We start from the raw sequence: 17,284 nt of genomic DNA, 5'->3' as shown, positions 1-17,284 counted from the left end.
TTTTTAGTATCAAATGTAGGATCTAAAATCTTTGTGTTGCTTAATTATTAATATTTCCTACTTCCCTACCCTCCCCCATGAGTCCTGATTCTAATAATATCTTAGTTGTCGATGATAACCCCGATAACCTGCGCTTACTCTCAGCCATGTTGTCGGAACAAGGTTATAAGGTTCGTAAAGCCCTCAATGGAAAAACAGCGTTAAATACCATTTGTCAAGTACCCCCTGATTTGATTTTATTAGATATTACTATGCCATCGATGAATGGGTACGAAGTGTGTCAAAAGCTAAAAGAAGACGTTCAAACCAAAGATATTCCCATTATTTTTATTAGTGCTTTAGACGATGTTTTAGACAAAGTAAAAGCCTTTGAAGTTGGGGGAGTGGATTACATCACTAAACCTTTTCAAGCAGAAGAAGTGATGGCCAGAATTGAAAATCAATTGATTATACAACGACAAAAAAAACAACTCCAACAAGAAATAGAAGAAAGAGAAAAAACAGAACGAACCTTAAGGGTTTATCTTCACGCAGTATCCCACGATTTAAGAAATCCCGTTATCGGATTTTCCTTGATCTTAAAAAACTTTTTAAAACAAAAAAAAGAATCTCTAGAAATTTCCAGAAAAGTAATAGAACAAATGTCAATAAGTTGCGATCGCCAACTCAATTTAATTAATTCTTTGGTAGAGAGTCAACAAGTTGAAATGGAAGCCATAAATCTTGATACCAAGTCCCTGAATTTGGCACAATTTAGCCAACAATTAGCCACAGAATGGCAACCGATGTTGAACGAGAAAAACGCCATATTATCCCTAGATATTGCCGAAAATTTGCCCTTAGTGCAAGCAGATAGCGATCGCCTGTGGCGGGTTATGGAGAATTTAATGGCCAATGCTTTAAAACATAATGAGTTTGGTGTCCAATTAACTTTAAAAGCGGATATAATAGGAGCAGAGGAACAAAACTTGGAACCTCAAAAAATTCGCTGTAGCTTAATGGATGATGGGGTGGGAATAGACCCCAAACTAGCAGAAACTTTATTTGAAAGGTATCACAGAGGAGATAGAGCGAAACAAACTTTAGGCTTAGGATTAGGGTTGTACATTTGCCGCAAAATCATTGAAGCTCATAGCGGAGAAATTGGAGTAATTGCAGCACCTGGTCGAGGGGCTGAATTTTGGTTCACTTTACCCATTTCCTATGGATAAAGTGAGATCTTCTCCTTGGAAACCGATTTGTTAAGCTCTGGAAGGGAAAATAGAAAGATGAAATGTTAGAGAGTCATGACATATTGATCCCCGAAATGTGGTTAATGCGTCAATTCTCAATAAATTAGTTGAGCGACCCCTTGACCCCAGAGACTCAAGTTTTGTTACATAAGATAAATCATTAAGTCCTAAAACATAAATCCTTGGGTAATCAAGTCTCCCATAAGCCCATAGGGAAAGGACTGATGATCAAATGCCAGGAGCAATTAACCGTAAAAACTATCGGAGAGTGATCTCATGGCACCAGAAAGCCACCCCCCACTGGAAGAGATGACCTTACGGCAGCTACGAAAGGTAGCCAGCGAGTATAACATCTCCCGTTACAGCCGAATGCGTAAAGCGCAACTCTTAGTTGCCATCAAGCAAGCAGCGCAATTACAATTCCCCCAACCCATCGAAACCGAGACGAAAGCTAAGGCAGACTCAACTATTCAAGAAGCTCAAAAGATAAAAGCTTCTAAATTTGAAGTGGGACAAGAGAATGACATCACAACCAATAAAACCAAAATTCAATTAGATCTCGAGCAGATTGCAGAAGATTATCAAAAAAATCGCATAGTTCTTTTACCCCGTGATCCTCAATGGGCCTATGCTTACTGGAATGTTTCTCAAAAATCCAAAGAAAGCCTAAAAGCTCAAGGGGGAGAACAACTAGCTCTAAGAATTTACGACGTGAGCGATATTGACCTCAATTATCAAAGTCCCCACAGCGTTCAAGAATACATTTGTGATGATGTCACTCAAGAGTGGTATATTCCCATTCCCCTGAGCGATCGCGATTATGTTGTTGATATAGGGTATCGTAGTTTTGATGGCCGTTGGTTGGTGTTAGCACGCTCTGCTAAAATTCATGTTCCTGCTCTTTGTCCTTCAGATTGGATAGAAGATATTTTCACCACTATTAACTGGGACGACGCAATAGAAGACAGTGCAGTTGAATCATTGCTACCCCCTAACCCCGTTCAAACAAGGTTTGCTGTCAGCGAGCAAGTAGCGCAAGCAGCTAGTGTGGCTAGATCTAGCTTCACTTCTTTTCAAAATGCAGTTGGATCACCAGGTGGTTCTATGGTTTTTGGCTCCGGTGTCGGAATGTGGACAGTTCCCACCGTATCTGGTTTAACCATGTCTGGCCTGAGTTTTGGTCAAGAAGTATCGGTTCCTTCTCAGAAGTTTTGGTTAATAGCTGATGCTGAATTAATTGTTTATGGTGCTACCGAACCAGACGCAACCCTTGTGGTGGGTGGTCAACCTGTCAAATTGAATCCAGATGGAACATTCCGCTTTCAAATGTCCTTCCAAGATGGGATCATCGATTATCCTATTGTGGCGATCGCTGCCGATGGACAACAAACCCGTTCCATTCACATGAAGTTTGAAAGAGAAACCCCTACTCGTAACACCAATAGTAAAGAGGATGCAATGTTAGAAGCACTGAATTGAGGATAAAAAAAAGACGCACAAATGCGCCTTTAATCGTTAACGATGGATAATCTTAACGTCTTCGTCTTCCACCACGGGAACGGGTTCTTGAACCACCACTGCTACCAAAACTGGAGCGTCGCTGAACATTAGATCGAGACTTACCGCTACTATCTAAGCGACTCGAACCAAACCCAGAACCACTAGACTTGCTGGCATTAGGAGACTGTCTTTTACCGGTAGAACCAGAACTAGAAGAAGAACGATTAAGGTTTCCTGTTGTCCGTAAGGTTTGACGATTTTTTACTGCTGGAGGCGGTGCATTGTACTTATTTTGATACCGTTGACTAGCTTGGTTGTAGGTATTGCCATAACCACCATAACCAGTCATGACCCCTCCCGATCGATACACAGGAGGAAAATAGTATTGTGGGGTAAACAATAAACTACCCAACGCTTGACCTGCTAATGCACCAGCAAACGGAGTCCAGAAATTGGACTCACGACGCACAACAACTGTTTGGGGTTGTCCTGTTTGGGGATTAGTTTGGGTTTCGGTTACAGTGTGAACGTACTCTATTTTAAAGTCTTCGGTGAGGTGCATCACTGCTTGATCCCCAGTAACCTCTAAGTAGGTGCTTTCCCCTTGTTCTATTTCTTCGGGGGTTAACCTGGCCATTTGTAGATTTTGAGTCTTATAAGTAGGCGGTTTTCCTGCGGGGGTATTCAATAACATCAGGGTGTAGGTTCCGTCTCCATCGTCGTATTCTGCTTGTTGGACAGGATAACGTCCCTCACCCACTTGGTTAGGAGGGGTTACAGTGGTGCTACGATTTTGCGGAGAAGAAGATTGAGTGGAGGTTGGAGAACTACAAGCAACGGTAGTCCAACACAGGGTTATGGATAAGAAAATAGCCAGTAGTTTACGCATTATAAAGGTATGAGTTCAGAAAAATTGAGTAATAATTGATCGTTGGTGAGTTGATCTCCAAACTGCGCTGGAGAGTAATGAATTTGTATGGCTTGTAGTCGCTGGTTATAGTGAAGATTGATTAGGGCTTTCAACCCATATTCTAACGCTTCTATGTCGGCTAAGTTGGTTTCTAAATCAGGTTCTTCTCCCGTAAAGGCCACTGTGAGCATTACCACTAAATTGCGAGTTATGGGGAAAGATAAAGGGGTGCTTTCGTCCTCTTGGGACAGGGTAACTTCGCTCAAGTAACGTTGGGCCGAGTCGGTGAATAGTTCGTTAAAATAGTCCCCGGCTTCTCCCTCCCGCCAAAAAAAATCCCCCTCGTTACCAGCAGATTGCCAGTAAGGGTTCATTTGTAGAAGATTTTGACAAATTTCAACTAAACCTTCTCCAACTACTTCTAAATCCCCTTCTGCATCTATAGCATTCCTTCCTGTGCGGTTAAGAACTCCCAACAACGGAGCAATATCATCCCCGGCAAGGTGGACAAAAATTCGACAAACCACAAAGCGAGTTTTTCCAGTAAATTTGTTTAGGCGATCGCCCCAAGCATTCATAGGTTCCTTATAGTTAACTTTCGGTATAAATAAGTAATCCGCAGGGATGTTCATCCTATGGATTATTATATTAGTATTTATGCTAACTTACCCTCTCTATCTAAAATCTCTAAGTTTTTATTTATGACTCATACTGTAATTTTTTGGCATCGTCGTGACTTGAGAGTATCCGATAATATCGGACTTTCTCAAGCTTATCAACACAGTCCTAAGTTAGTTGGTTTATTTTGTTTGGACACGAATATTTTAAATCAAGATAATGTTGCATCTGCGCGCATAACTTATATGTTGGGGTGTTTACGAGAGTTAAAGGTAAGCTATGAAAAGTTAGGCGGACAACTATTAATTTTTAAAGGAAATCCTCTGCAAATCTTACCCCAAGTTGCAGAGGCTTTTAAAGTTGATTGTGTTATTTGGAATAACGATGTTGAACCCTACAGTAAAAAACGAGATCATCTAGTTATCGAAGCATTACAAGAAAAAGGTATTCAAACACAAACCTACTGGGATCAATTGTTACACGCACCAGGAGATATTCTCACTAAAAGTAATAACGCTCCTTATAAAGTTTATACTCCTTTTTGGCGTAGTTGGATAAAAGAAGAAAAAGCTAATGTTGCTCAATCTTTTGACAAGTTGCAAAGTCTAAGTGAGGGGGAAATAAACGCAGTTAAAGACTTAGGAGTGATAGAATTACCCACAGCCAAAGACTTAGGTTATAGTTGGGATGCACCGTTGATTTTGGAACCAGGAGAAACAGCAGCCAAAGAGCAACTTAATTATTTCTGCGATAGCATAATTTACAATTATCAAGAACAAAGAAATTATCCTGCAATTACAGGAACTTCTAGTCTGAGTCCCGCCTTAAAGTTCGGCGTTATCGGGGTTAGAGAGGTTTGGCAAGCAACTGTTGCCGCTTACGAAAATACTCGCAGTGATGAGGCAAGGGAAAATATACAAACCTGGCAACAAGAAATCGCTTGGCGAGAATTTTATCAACACTGTATGTACTTTTTTCCTGAGTTGGCAGAGGGTCCCTATCGACAAGAATTTAACGACTTTTCTTGGGATAATAATGAACAACATTTTCAAGCTTGGTGCGAAGGAAAAACAGGTTATCCTATTGTTGATGCTGCCATGAGACAGTTAAACGAAACCGGATGGATGCACAACCGTTGTCGTATGATTGTTGCTAGTTTTTTGACCAAAGATTTAATTATAAATTGGCAATGGGGAGAAAAATATTTTATGCAAAAATTGATCGATGGGGACTTATCCGCTAATAATGGGGGGTGGCAATGGAGTGCGTCTAGTGGGATGGACCCTAAACCTTTGCGTATTTTTAACCCTGCTAGTCAAGCACAAAAATACGATCCAGAAGGGGAATATATCCGCTTATGGGTTCCTGAAATAAGTTCTCTTGATACAGAATATTTAGTAACAGGAAAAATCCCACCTTTAGAAGCCCATAGTTGCGGTTATCCTCAACCTATTGTTGATCATAAACAGCAACAAAAAGAGTTTAAAGAACGATATAAACATATCAAAAAGTAAAACAATATCATAAGTCCAGTTCTTACTACGCTCTTTTAGGCAAAGGAAATCAGGTTACTAACTAATCAAAATAAAATAGAGTTACTAACTTCCTTTGTTCTTCTGCTTCCTCGCAAGTTTTTAGCAAAGTATGACTGTCATGAAAAGCAAAACAAATCAATTGTTGACAACGGGAAACAATTTCTCGGTTACATAAGGCACTAGCTTCCCCTAAAGATAAGCCATCTTTTTCCGGGTTTTCTACTAAGTGAATAACCCTTTCTAGTTGATCTTTTGACTCTTTAGGTTGCTTAGTTAAACTTTGGGGTAGAATCACTGTTAATAAGTTGGGATCGGCGCGCATGGCCCCCTTAATGGCGGCTGCATTGGTTCCTGTGGCACCGGATGTCATCAAACGGTTGCCACCTAAAACGAGGGCATAACTCATCATTTCGATTAGTTGTTGATGAGTGATGGGAACGTGGCGCGAACCTAACAAAGCAATACGTTTTGAACCTGTTTGCTGTATGGCAGCTAGTTCCTGCGCCAAAGTATCTAAGGTAGGAATATCAATTGATTGACTCAAAGACTCTCTCGTGGACTGCAAATGACCGTAAGTTATTCTAACAAAGGTTTTTCGATCATGAGACTTTCTTTAATAATTTTTATGAATTTGTGGAAATAAAAAATACTTAACTCCTAACTCCTAACACCGAACTCAGGTTTGATATGATTAATATTCCGTTCTGTTTATCCGTCAATAACACTTATGGTTGCTGTCCCCCCGTCTCCCGATGACATTCGTGATGCTTTGGAAACCCCAGTAGATTTTAATTTTGAGTTACCCGATCCAGAAGATGAAGGGATCGAAGAGTTCGATTTTCAACAAAAATTAGACACAGTTTGGAAGATTTGCGATCGCTTTGATTTACAAACGGATATATGGCGCGGTAGGATCTTGCGGGCGATCCGCGATCGAGAGAAAAAGGGTGGCGAAGGACGGGGAACGGGTTTCTTAAACTGGTTAAAACAACGGGAAATTACCAAAAGTCAGGCTTACGCTCTAATTCAGTTGGCTAATAGTGCCGATACCTTACTAGCGGAAGGAATATTAGACCCAGATACCATTAACAATTTTAGTAAAAGGGCTTTTGTAGAAACTGCGAAATCCGATCCCGAAGTACAAAAACTGGTCAGCGAAGCAGCGCAGAAAGGGGATAGAATTACCCGTAGGGAGGTCAAACAGCTATCGGATGAATGGACTGCCATGAGTTCGGATTTATTGCCCTCAGAGGTCAAGGAAAAGGCAGAAGAAGGGACGTTACCCCCTCGACATTTAGCCCCTTTAGTTCGGGAAATGGAAAAATTACCGGAGTTGCACCTAGAGACTATTCAAAAAGAAATTGCCGAAAGTCCCGATGTAGATACAGTAAAATTGTTGACCACCGATGCTAAAAATTTAGCCAAATATCTCGATGCAGCTGCCCAAGTACAAACCTTAAAAAAATCCCCTTTAGACTTAGAAATGGCTTTAGACGAAGCAGTAAGATTAGAATGTTTGAATACAGCCGCAGACTTAGTTAAACAAGCTTCTAGCTTAGAACAAATTGTGGGCAAACTATATACAACATGGAAAAGATTGGGGAGTTTATCTGATAGATTGTATGTGGATACTGGTGCTAGTAATCCTCATTTGCGATCGATGTTAACTTCCTTAGAATCTTTGAGTGGGGAAGTGATTGAAGTGCAATTAGATGAAGCAGGAGAAAAAACTGTTAGACTAAGATTGATGACAGATTCTATGGATTAGTTGAAGCTAGGGTTGTTGTTGATATAATCAAGGTATTTATTGAGAAATTACAGAATACCTATGACATCTTTTCCTTTAAATTCTTGGTTTCGCCCCTTCACTTCTGTGGTCTTGGGGACTATCACATCTTTAACCTTAAGTCTGCCAACCTATGCAGCAGAAAAAGTCTATTTTGTTTTCGATTCTTTAGGAATTTCGATTCCAGTTAGTGACTTAGAAAACTACGCTGAAACTGGAGAACTAAGTCAACAATTAAATCGATATTTTAGTTTAGCCGGGGCAAGTGAAGAGGATAGAAATGCCTTTCGTGAAGCATTATCAACCCCAGCACCCATTAAAGATCCATTAAGATTTGTCCGCATTCTTAATACCGATGAAGGAGAAAGAATTTTAAACTATTTCGGTAAAGTTATTAATATTCAAGGGGGAAGAAATGGTAAATTTCTGATTCGAGGGGCATTAATTCAAGCTGCTCTTGATGATGAGGGATTAACTCTAATTAACTTTTTAAACAAAATGTCTACCAATGTTCAAATTGATGTCAAAAAAGCGATCCGTTTAGCAGAACAAGTAGAAATTATTGTTAATGGCACTTATTTATTTACAGACACAATAACACAATTAGCAGAAAAAGAAGTAGAAAAAACACAAGAAATAGATTTTGCTCGGTTAACTGATCCTCGTCAAACAGGACCTTTAGAAGTGACAAAAAAGACCTGGAATTTAACCGATGAAAAGCGGAAACGGGACTTTTATGTTGATGTTTATCAACCGCAAACTTTGCCAGATCAATCTATTCCTGTTGTCATTATTTCTCATGGTTTAAGTTCTCGTCCTGAAGACTTTGGAAAATGGGCTAACCATTTAGCTTCTTATGGTTACGTTGTAGCTTTACCGCAACATATAGGTAGTGATATAAAACAAACAGAGGACTTTTTAGAGGGATATTCTCGACAAATTTTTATTAGGGATGAATTCATCGATCGTCCCCTAGATATTAGTTATACTATTGATGAATTAGAAAGACGAAATAATAGATTTTTTTCGGGAAAACTTGACTTAGAAAATGTTGGAGTTGCTGGTCATTCTTTTGGAGGTTATACCATGCTTGCTATTGCCGGTGCTACCCCAGATTTTCAAGCTCTTGAGGAAGACTGTAACCTAGATATCGGTGATTTGAATACAGCATTATTACTGCAATGTCGTGCTTTAAAACTAGAACAAAAAGAGTATGATTTTAGAGATAAAAGGGTTAATTCCGTATTTGTCGTTAATCCCGTTAACTCAGGGATTTTCAGCCGTAAATCCTTCGAGAAAATTGATATCCCTGTGTTCATTGCTGCTGGTAGTTATGATCCTGCGACCCCTTTTATTTTTGAACAAGTCACCTCTTATCCTCGTTTAAAAGTTCCTCAGAAATACCTTCAATTACAAGAAGGACAAGCTCATGTGGACTTTTCTCAACTCGATGCAGGGGTTAGTGAAATGTTAGATACTGCGATAGATTTAACTCTTCCTAGTCCTCAGTTATTAGATAGCTATACTCATTCTATGATGCTATCTTTTTTTGAAGTTTATGTTAAAAATAATTCTGAGTACGATTCCTTTTTACAGTCAGCTTATGCTAATTATATTAGCCAGGGTCAAGAATTTAAAACCCACCTGATTACAGAGAAATCTTCCGATGAATTAAATCAATCCATTGACGATTTTATCAGGGACAATAATATAGTTGTTCCGAAAGAAAGGTAATGTAAATGTGAGCATTTAGCTGTCAGCGTTCAGCTTTCAGTTAACTGGTAACTTTTAACTGATAACTGCTCACGGTTCACTAAAATCATGTTATCGACTCCATTTATGAATAATAGGAGAGGCAACATAATTAATATTGTTAAAGTTGTCTACTTTGTAGTTTAAACTTTTAATGAATTCAACGATATCTTTGATATTGTTCTTCTTGCTTAAAAAATTGCTCATTAACGGTGGTGAATCCTGGAAAATTAGAATAGGTCGGTGTTTTTTGATGGTATTTTTCATTCCTTTTAATACCTCTAACTGTTCTACTTCAAAGTCAATTTTAATAACGCTAATTTTTTTCTCATTTGGTAACTCATACTCATCTAAGGGTATTATTTTTACTTCTATGGTATTTTTATTCTCTTTATTCTCTATCGAATCCAATGATGTACCTTCTACTTTGAAATAATCTAAACTTTCCGTATTCCCTAAAGTTACGTTTTCTATGTAAATTTTATTTCTCATTTCACCAACATAAAAGGAAAGATTATCTTGAAATAATTTATGGCGAAAGGGAACAGTCTCAAAGGCAATAATATCGGTTTTAATACGATTTTTAGCTAATACCATACTTAGTAAACAGCTAACCACTCCAACTTTAGCCCCAATATCGATAAAAAAGTCATTGCCTTGACAATGTTTCAATATTTCAGGAATTAACTGATTCATGGACTTTTGATAATATATTATCTTCCAAATTAACAACTTGTGTAGTAATTTTTCAGGAAAATGATACTTAAATGTATAAATTTTATTTTGAAAAGGAACCTCTAATAGCTCATCTTCGGGGGAAAAATCATGAAATAGTTTTTTAAGCTGATTAGCAGGTAAATTAAGAAGTTTTTTCCCTGCCATAATTCCCCAGTTTTTTATAACATTTTTAAAAATAGATAAGTAAGTATGGTTTCCTTTTTGATTGCTATATTTTCTACCGTTTGTAATTATATGATCAGGGATTCTGTGACACTGTTTATAATTGATTCTATCATTAAATAAGGTTACATCTTCTAATAAGCAAAGATAATCAAAACCTTCTATTTCTTTAAAATCATCTCTCCTAACACAAAAAACTTGATCCCCATAAGGCGATCGCCTGATATGATTAACAGTCCAAGCAACCAATTTTAAACCTAGATGATCGGGATAAAATTGCAAGTCAAAATAAGCTAATTTTGTATTTTCATCCTCTAACTCAGAAATTGCTTTTCGATCCCATTCTGATGGTAATAAGGTATCTGCGTGACAAAAAATGAGATATTTTCCTGATGAATGTCTTAAACCTAAATTCATTTGAAAAGCGCGCCCTAAAGATGATACTTTTAATAGCTGCATCAAAATTGGAGGATGGTCTTTTTTTAATTTTTCAACCCGTTGTAAGGTACCATCGTTACTCCCTCCATCAATAACTAAAATCTCTATGTTACTTGATGTTGCAGCTTGTTTAATTACAGTAGCTAAAGTTTCATAAATAAAATCCACTTCATTAAGAGTGGGAATAATCACGGAAATATCGACTCTTTTTTGTTCAATTAAGTCCATTAAACCAAGAGATTTTAAGTCACTAATTTCGTCAACATCTACTAAAGTAGGATTGAGAATGGACACACAAGAATAGTTTTGCTGCATCAAATTATAAGTCTGTTGAGCAACATTTTCTAAACCATAGTTGATGCTGGTGAAAACATCTCTATAATAGGGTAAAGCAATCAGATAATAACCATTATCCGCAGTTAAAGCGATTGCTGCTTGTTCTTGGTTAATATATTCAATAGCTTCAGATAAAATATCGGAGGTAATTCCTGGAATATCAGAACCAATTATTATTACCTTTCCTAACTTTTTAGCGATCGCATCGATTCGTTCTCCAAAAGAGATAGAAGGTTGCTTAATAAAATAGAGAATACCAGATTTTATTCCTTGATCAATGTCCTCTGCTAAAGCAGAATCAAACCCCTCAATTATTGCTTTTGTATCATCTATTCCTGTATAATTTATAATAATATTAACACCCTTCATTTTGCGGAGTAATATTGCTAACATTTTACTCATAAAAATGCGATTTATTTCAGCCGCTAAGCGATCGCCGATATCCCAAGCTAAACGAGTTTTTACTTTTCCTGGATCGGGGTATCGAGTAAATAGAACAATACTAATAGTGTAGGGTAAATTGTCTATTTCAACCATGATAATAACAGTAAACAGTGAGCAGTAATCAGTGCAGAAAATTCAACTGATTACTGTTAACTTATAACTTATCCTCCGTACCTTTCTTCGTTCCAGGGATCACCTCGTCGATGATAACCATTTTTTTCCCAAAAACCCAATTCATCTTGCGGTAAAAATTCTAAACCATTAATCCACTTTGCACTTTTCCAAGCGTATAAATGAGGAATTACTGTACGCATTGGACCACCGTGATCTGCAGGTAAGGGTTCTCCTGATAGTTCAAAAGCAAAAAAATTATCTTCTAAAATAAAATCTTTTAGAGGAAGATTAGTAGTATAATCTCCATAACAATGTTGCATAACATGAGTTGCTTTGGGATCAATATCTAATAAATTGATAAAGTCTGTGATTTTGATTCCCGTCCACTTAACATCCAATTTTGACCAACGGGTAACGCAGTGAAAATCCTTGGTAAATTGATGATGGGGTAACTCCATAAAATCTGACCAAGAAAAGGTTTTTGGTGTCACTAAACCCCAAACTGTAAATTTCCAGTCATCCGTACTTATTTGAGGAGTATCACCATAGCTTAAAACGGGAAAACCTTTCGCCAAATATTGTCCAGGGGGAACACGATCACTGTTATCAGGTTCTGGTTTTTGAAAAAATTTTAAAGCCATATCAATATAAATTTTTACGACGATACAAGCAATAATTAACCATCAACTTTAAATGTTATCATATCTTTAACACAAACCCCTCATATTCTTAACATTGTGTTGTGTAAATATCGTGTTAGAATCGACAATATTATTCAGAAAATATTCTACCAATCAATCTATGCGACTCCTTTTATATAGTAAACCAGGGTGTCATTTATGCGAAGGACTTGAAGGGAAACTAAAACAAATAGAAAACCCACAGTTTGACCTAGAAATACGCAACATTACTACCTGCGAAGAATGGTTTAACGCGTATCAATACGAAATTCCTGTTTTACGGTTAGAGCTACCCCAAGGAGAAAAAACTATTCCTCGATTCTCCCCTCGCATTTCTGTGGACAGATTAGCACAACAATTAGAAAAATATTTACAATTAGCAACAAAAGGTTGACCTGTGCTGTGTTACGCAAACACAGCGATTAATCTTCCCTAACTAAACTTTTTTGAGGAAGAAAAGATTGAAACAATGAAAAGATGTAAACAAAAGTGGTAATAAATAGTTTAAAATTCTTAATTTCTGCTTTTTGTTTCATTGCTCAATCTCTTTTGCTTAAGTTATTCAGAATAACTTTTAATTTATCTGAAACATCGTTTTTTATCTTCCCCCAAAAGAGTGATCCAAAAAGGTTAAAATTAATTGTTTTTGTGAAGTTGTGCTGTTCTGGTTGTAAAGGGGTTGGATAAAGAAGCACTCTCAATTTTATCGAAACTAACTCCTACCCCAATCAATAAACAACCGATAGCGGTAATGTCAATAATAATCCTTATGGGTTTCATAATAATTTAAGTAATTTAGTAACTACTTTCCAGATTAAAATACTACTGTGTCTTTTGTATGTCATCGTTGTAGCAAAGAGATGTCATCGAACTATTTGGACACAAAATCTTAACTTATATTAAAATAAAGATGGCTAAATGATACCTAGAGTAAGTAGGACAGTTATTTTATGAGCGATCGCAATAGTCCCAACTGGGAAGAAAAACTGGAACAAAAATTTAAGGATCTCGAAGCAGAAATAAACCGTCAAACTACTCCAGTGCGTCCTTTTAATCCCCAAGAAGAAAATAGTAACGGTACTTTTACCCGAGTAGCTACCTGGTATCAAGGGTTAGGAACTCCTGCCAAAGTAGGGGTAACTGTTGTTGGAGTGGTAGTGGGTTTATCTATCCTCAATAGCATTCTAAAATTAGTTACCTCTTTAATTGTAGTAGGAATTTTAGGTGTTATTCTTTATGGATTGTACCGTACTTTCATTCAGAATAAATCCAATTCATAGGTTACTATCAATTTTAAAATGTTCCAGGGTTTTACAGCAATAAAACCCATTCAGAAATACATTAATTAAGTGAACAATGAATTTTGATGTTGTTATAATTGGTAGTGGAATTGGTGGACTAACTGCAGGAGCTTTGTTAGCAAAATATGGCAAAAAAGTTGCTATTTTTGAAAGTCATTCAATCCCTGGCGGTGCAGCCCATACATTCACTCGGAAAGGCTTTGTATTTGATTCTGGTCCGTCTTTTTATTGTGGGTTAGGTAACGATAAACCATCTCTTAATCCTTTAAAACAAGTATTAGATATTGTAGGGGAATCTTTAGAGGTTATTCCTTATGATCCCCTTGGTCATTATCACTTTCCAGAGGGGACATTTGCTGTTTACAGCGAGTTAGAAAAATATCGTCAAACCGTAGCCGAAATAACCCCAAAAGGAGCTAAAGAATTAGTTGCTTTTGAGTCGAAAATGCTAGAATTATACGACTGTTTAAAAGACATTCCCACAATCGCCTTACGGTCAGATTGGCAATTATTTCCTGTCCTAGCAACCCGTTATTTGCCGTCCTTAATTAAAAGCTTATTTCAGGTAGGAATGATTAGTGGTTCGGCAGGAGATGTAATGAATAAAACCGTAAAAGATCCCTGGGTGCGTCGTTTAATTGATCTCGAATGTTTCCTCCTTTCCGGATTAAAAGCTAAGGGAACAGTTGCTCCAGAAATTTCCTTTATGCTAGGGGAAAGAACCCGTGCAGGGGTAGAATATCCATTGGGTGGAAGCGCAGCAATTATCGATGGTTTGATAAGTGGTTTCAAGAAGCATGGAGGAAAATTATATCTTAACTCTCACGTTGAAAAAATTATTGTAAAATCGGGTAAAACCAGAGGCATTAAATTAAAAAAAGGAGAGATGATTAACGCCCCAATTGTCATTTCTAATGCCACACTTTGGGATACTTATAATTATCTTTTAGATGCAGAAGATTTACCAAAAAAATATAAGCAAGAACAATTAGGAACCCCTGCAGTTGAAAGTTTTATGCACCTTCATCTAGGAATAAAAGCAGAAGGATTAGAGAATTTAACAGGTCATCACGTTGTCGTTCATGATAGTAACAAAGATATTACCGTCCCTGGAAATACTTGTATGATTTCTATTCCTTCGGTATGGGATAAAAAATTAGCACCGGATGGTCATTATGTAGTTCATAGTTACACATTAGAACCCTACGAAGGATGGGAGAAAAACGCAGATTATGAGAATAGGAAAAAACAGCGATCGCAGACTTTATACAAAGCACTAGAAAAAGTTATCCCCGACATTCGAGAACGAGTGGTGCTAGAATTAATAGGAACACCCTTGACCCATAGTCGTTTTCTTCGTCGTCATCAGGGAACTTACGGTCCCGCAATAGCAGCAGGAAATGGACTATTTCCCAGTTGTCATACCCCCATCTCAGGACTTTATCGAGTAGGAGATAGTACCCTACCAGGTATTGGGGTTCCTGCTGTGGCTGCTTCTGGTATTTTGTGTGCTAATAGTTTAGTTTCTCCTCAAAAAGTAGAAGAAATTTTGCAACAACGGTAAATTTTTATAACTTACTAAACTTCTAAAATCCTAATTCAGACCTAGCAGTTTCCGCCGCCGCAAACACTTCTTCATCAGGTAATTGTGACCAATCTGTTTCCCCGATTTCGGCATAGAATTGTTGATCATAGGCACGAGTTCTGATAACAACTGGCATGGGAACCGCATGACCCAAGATTAAAGCTTGTTGTTTAGAATCCAACTTTGCTAATACTGACCTCAAATTTTGTCCCCCAGAAACTCCTGTAAAAATCGCATCAATATCCTTTTCATCGTTTAGTAAACAAGTAATTCTCGTTCCAACTTGTGACATTACCTCATTATCGATTCCTGATGGTCTTTGATCCACTACTAACAGGGTTACAAAATATTTTCTCATCTCCCTGGCAATAGTTCCAAAAATAGTTTGATGAACAATTTTAGAATCTAAAAAGCGGTGTGCTTCTTCGATGGTAATTACTAATTGTCTGGGGCGATCTGTTGGGCTTTTTGTTTGAAGAAAACGCTCAGCTTTTTTAACATAACTACCATGAATCCTCCGAGTAATCATATTAGTTGCCAACATATAAGAAAGCATATTTGATTGAGAACCAAACTCGATAACAACGTGCTTCCCTGCATCCAAAGATTCTAACACCTGATTAATATAATTATGAGGACAAGCAGTACGCAGATATTTTAAATTATCCAATCGCATTAACTTCCTTTGTAGAGACATAATCGACCCAGCATGACCTTGTTTTTCTTGGCAAAATAGTTTTATATCTTCGTTGGTCATGTTTAATAATTGCATAATCCAGGTTTTACCGTATTCTGCCTCTAAAATGTTGGCATTGTCTAAACTCGCCTCAGAAATACCCAATTCATGACCCACCAAGCGAATATCCTCTATGTCGATTTGATCGTAACTTAAATACAATTCTTGAGCATCGCTAACCCCTCTTCTTTTAGTAGATTCGGGATCTAAAGTATAAATTTCAACTTGTCCAGGAAACAACTGACGCAACCCTTTTACCGTAGAAACTTCTTTCCCTTCTTTCATAGCTTCCCAACCATATTCCGAGTGCATATCAAACATTAAATTAACCGCAGCTTGCTTGCGAATAATGCCAGAAATTAACAATCTAGTTAAAAAAGATTTCCCCGTTCCCGACTTACCAAAAACACCATTACTTCTCTCAACAAACCGATCCAAATCGATACAGATGGGTACTTCCATATCTAAAGGTTTTCCTATAGCAAAATTACGCCGTGTCGGGTCATCTTCCCAACCAAAAACCGCCCGAAAATCCTGCTCAGACGCTTCATAAACTTGACTAAAATGGGTTGGTATAGTTTTTACTGGAAGCAGCTCAATACTAGCATTAGTTTGCGCTTGAAAAGATCCTAGAGAAGTATCCTCCGACACAGAAGGGTTATCGCTTTCCTCTTCTGTGGGAGTAAACATCAACATAGGTGCAAGTTCCACATTGCCATAGGTTGCGCTGCCAGCTAACACATCCCTCATAAACGTGTCTTGAAAACTGGGAGGATTAGCTAATATACGAGGGTTTGCAGTTCCCAGGGAAACATCCGTCAGCAAACAGAAAAACCGAGATCGCACCCCTTGCACCACCAAAAATTTGCCCACTCGCATTTGTTCAACGGAAACATCAGAATGTAAACGAACTTCTAGTCCTTGTGAAAGGGAACCTTGAACTACGGCACCGAGGGGATGATCTGTCATCTTTAACGGGTATTAGTACACTACATACAGGGTTATTACCCACAGTGATAACCCTATGGGTATTGTATCGCAGAGAACAGGGTTATTACTTAGAATTTACACTCGAAGCAGCCGGTATTTTTTCTAGTTTTCTATCTTTGCTCACATCTCTCTTTTTTAAAGCAAATCTTTCCTCTTGACTGTTCAATAGTCCTAAAGTTACGGTTCCCAGAAGAAATGTGACAATAAGGCTAAAAAAAGTTGTGTTAGCGGCTATCCCCAGTAAAATCAGGGAGAAGCTCAAAACAACCTTCTGAAACGGTTTAATACTATCGTTTTTATCCATAGTTTTCCTTAATTTATATATAGCCTGTTGAATATCTCTACGATTATATCCGCAATTAAGTATTTCGTAAGGGACTTCCAGAGAATAAAGTGTTCATTCGTTAAATGAACATGATTACGAAGC

General features: G+C 37.7%; 16 protein-coding genes. 8 read left to right on the top strand and 8 right to left on the bottom strand.

All coding sequences use genetic code 11. From position 1 onward, the window contains the following. Positions 1-77 precede the first annotated feature (77 nt). Both P9B04_RS17025 and P9B04_RS17020 read left to right on the top strand, forming a co-directional pair. Positions 78-1,211 (top strand): hybrid sensor histidine kinase/response regulator, encoded by a 1,134-nt coding sequence (locus P9B04_RS17025; RefSeq protein WP_342056170.1) that lies wholly within the window; start codon positions 78-80, stop codon positions 1,209-1,211. Between the two features lie 297 nt (positions 1,212-1,508). After that, positions 1,509-2,711, top strand: coding sequence for a DUF4912 domain-containing protein (locus P9B04_RS17020; protein WP_342056169.1), 1,203 nt, complete (start codon positions 1,509-1,511; stop codon positions 2,709-2,711). Between the two features lie 52 nt (positions 2,712-2,763). Here the strand turns inward: P9B04_RS17020 and P9B04_RS17015 are convergent, their stop codons facing one another. Together P9B04_RS17015 and P9B04_RS17010 are read right to left on the bottom strand one after the other, a co-directional pair. Beyond that, the gene (locus P9B04_RS17015; protein ID WP_342056168.1) at positions 2,764-3,621 is read right to left on the bottom strand and encodes a hypothetical protein; all 858 of its coding nucleotides are present in this window, start codon (positions 3,619-3,621) and stop codon (positions 2,764-2,766) included. After that, on the bottom strand, positions 3,621-4,220 hold the full coding sequence (locus P9B04_RS17010; protein ID WP_342056179.1) for a DUF1517 domain-containing protein: 600 nt from the start codon (positions 4,218-4,220) through the stop codon (positions 3,621-3,623). The genes P9B04_RS17015 and P9B04_RS17010 overlap by 1 nt, the downstream gene beginning before the upstream one ends. 123 nt (positions 4,221-4,343) lie before the next feature. Here P9B04_RS17010 and P9B04_RS17005 point away from each other — a divergent pair, with 123 nt between their 5' ends. Further along, complete coding sequence (locus tag P9B04_RS17005) at positions 4,344-5,774, top strand: cryptochrome/photolyase family protein (protein WP_342056178.1); 1,431 nt, start codon at positions 4,344-4,346, stop codon at positions 5,772-5,774. 61 nt (positions 5,775-5,835) lie between these two features. On the opposite strand, the gene P9B04_RS17000 is transcribed toward P9B04_RS17005, so the two are convergent. Next, the gene (locus P9B04_RS17000) at positions 5,836-6,339 is read right to left on the bottom strand and encodes a DNA recombination-mediator protein A (RefSeq protein ID WP_342056167.1); all 504 of its coding nucleotides are present in this window, start codon (positions 6,337-6,339) and stop codon (positions 5,836-5,838) included. A 183-nt stretch (positions 6,340-6,522) separates the two neighbouring features. On the opposite strand from P9B04_RS17000, the gene P9B04_RS16995 reads away from it, so the two are divergent. Together P9B04_RS16995 and P9B04_RS16990 are read left to right on the top strand one after the other, a co-directional pair. Next, positions 6,523-7,563 carry a hypothetical protein gene (locus tag P9B04_RS16995; RefSeq protein WP_342056166.1) on the top strand — a complete coding sequence of 347 codons (1,041 nt, stop codon included), beginning with the start codon at positions 6,523-6,525 and terminating at the stop codon, positions 7,561-7,563. Between the two features lie 60 nt (positions 7,564-7,623). Then, positions 7,624-9,315 carry an alpha/beta hydrolase gene (locus P9B04_RS16990; protein WP_342056165.1) on the top strand — a complete coding sequence of 564 codons (1,692 nt, stop codon included), beginning with the start codon at positions 7,624-7,626 and terminating at the stop codon, positions 9,313-9,315. A gap of 90 nt (positions 9,316-9,405) precedes the next feature. Here P9B04_RS16990 and P9B04_RS16985 read toward each other — a convergent pair whose 3' ends face one another. Together P9B04_RS16985 and P9B04_RS16980 are read right to left on the bottom strand one after the other, a co-directional pair. After that, on the bottom strand, positions 9,406-11,544 hold the full coding sequence (locus P9B04_RS16985; protein ID WP_342056164.1) for an FkbM family methyltransferase: 2,139 nt from the start codon (positions 11,542-11,544) through the stop codon (positions 9,406-9,408). 68 nt (positions 11,545-11,612) lie between these two features. Then, on the bottom strand, positions 11,613-12,206 hold the full coding sequence (locus P9B04_RS16980; protein ID WP_342056163.1) for a sulfite oxidase-like oxidoreductase: 594 nt from the start codon (positions 12,204-12,206) through the stop codon (positions 11,613-11,615). A 160-nt stretch (positions 12,207-12,366) separates the two neighbouring features. Between P9B04_RS16980 and P9B04_RS16975 the strand changes: the two genes are divergently transcribed. Then, positions 12,367-12,639 carry a glutaredoxin family protein gene (locus P9B04_RS16975; RefSeq protein ID WP_342056162.1) on the top strand — a complete coding sequence of 91 codons (273 nt, stop codon included), beginning with the start codon at positions 12,367-12,369 and terminating at the stop codon, positions 12,637-12,639. A 242-nt stretch (positions 12,640-12,881) separates the two neighbouring features. On the opposite strand, the gene P9B04_RS16970 is transcribed toward P9B04_RS16975, so the two are convergent. After that, positions 12,882-13,025: a hypothetical protein gene (locus P9B04_RS16970; protein ID WP_342056161.1), complete on the bottom strand. Its 144-nt coding sequence runs from the start codon at positions 13,023-13,025 to the stop codon at positions 12,882-12,884. Positions 13,026-13,195: 170 nt separating this feature from the next. Here P9B04_RS16970 and P9B04_RS16965 point away from each other — a divergent pair, with 170 nt between their 5' ends. Together P9B04_RS16965 and P9B04_RS16960 are read left to right on the top strand one after the other, a co-directional pair. Beyond that, on the top strand, positions 13,196-13,525 hold the full coding sequence (locus P9B04_RS16965; protein WP_342056160.1) for a hypothetical protein: 330 nt from the start codon (positions 13,196-13,198) through the stop codon (positions 13,523-13,525). 76 nt (positions 13,526-13,601) lie between these two features. Further along, entirely contained in the window at positions 13,602-15,110 is a 1,509-nt protein-coding gene (locus P9B04_RS16960) for a phytoene desaturase family protein (protein WP_342056159.1), read from the top strand. A 22-nt stretch (positions 15,111-15,132) separates the two neighbouring features. Here P9B04_RS16960 and P9B04_RS16955 read toward each other — a convergent pair whose 3' ends face one another. Both P9B04_RS16955 and P9B04_RS16950 read right to left on the bottom strand, forming a co-directional pair. Next, the gene (locus P9B04_RS16955) at positions 15,133-16,836 is read right to left on the bottom strand and encodes an ATP-binding protein (protein ID WP_342056158.1); all 1,704 of its coding nucleotides are present in this window, start codon (positions 16,834-16,836) and stop codon (positions 15,133-15,135) included. An 85-nt stretch (positions 16,837-16,921) separates the two neighbouring features. Then, positions 16,922-17,161, bottom strand: a complete 240-nt coding sequence (locus tag P9B04_RS16950) for a hypothetical protein (RefSeq protein WP_342056157.1) — start codon at positions 17,159-17,161, stop codon at positions 16,922-16,924. Between the last annotated feature and the right edge of the window lie 123 nt (positions 17,162-17,284).

This window comes from Crocosphaera sp. Alani8, assembly GCF_038442745.1.
Lineage (GTDB): Bacteria > Cyanobacteriota > Cyanobacteriia > Cyanobacteriales > Microcystaceae > Crocosphaera.
The sequence above is the reverse complement of the archived record's forward strand: the minus strand, read 5'-3'. Positions and strand labels throughout refer to the sequence as shown.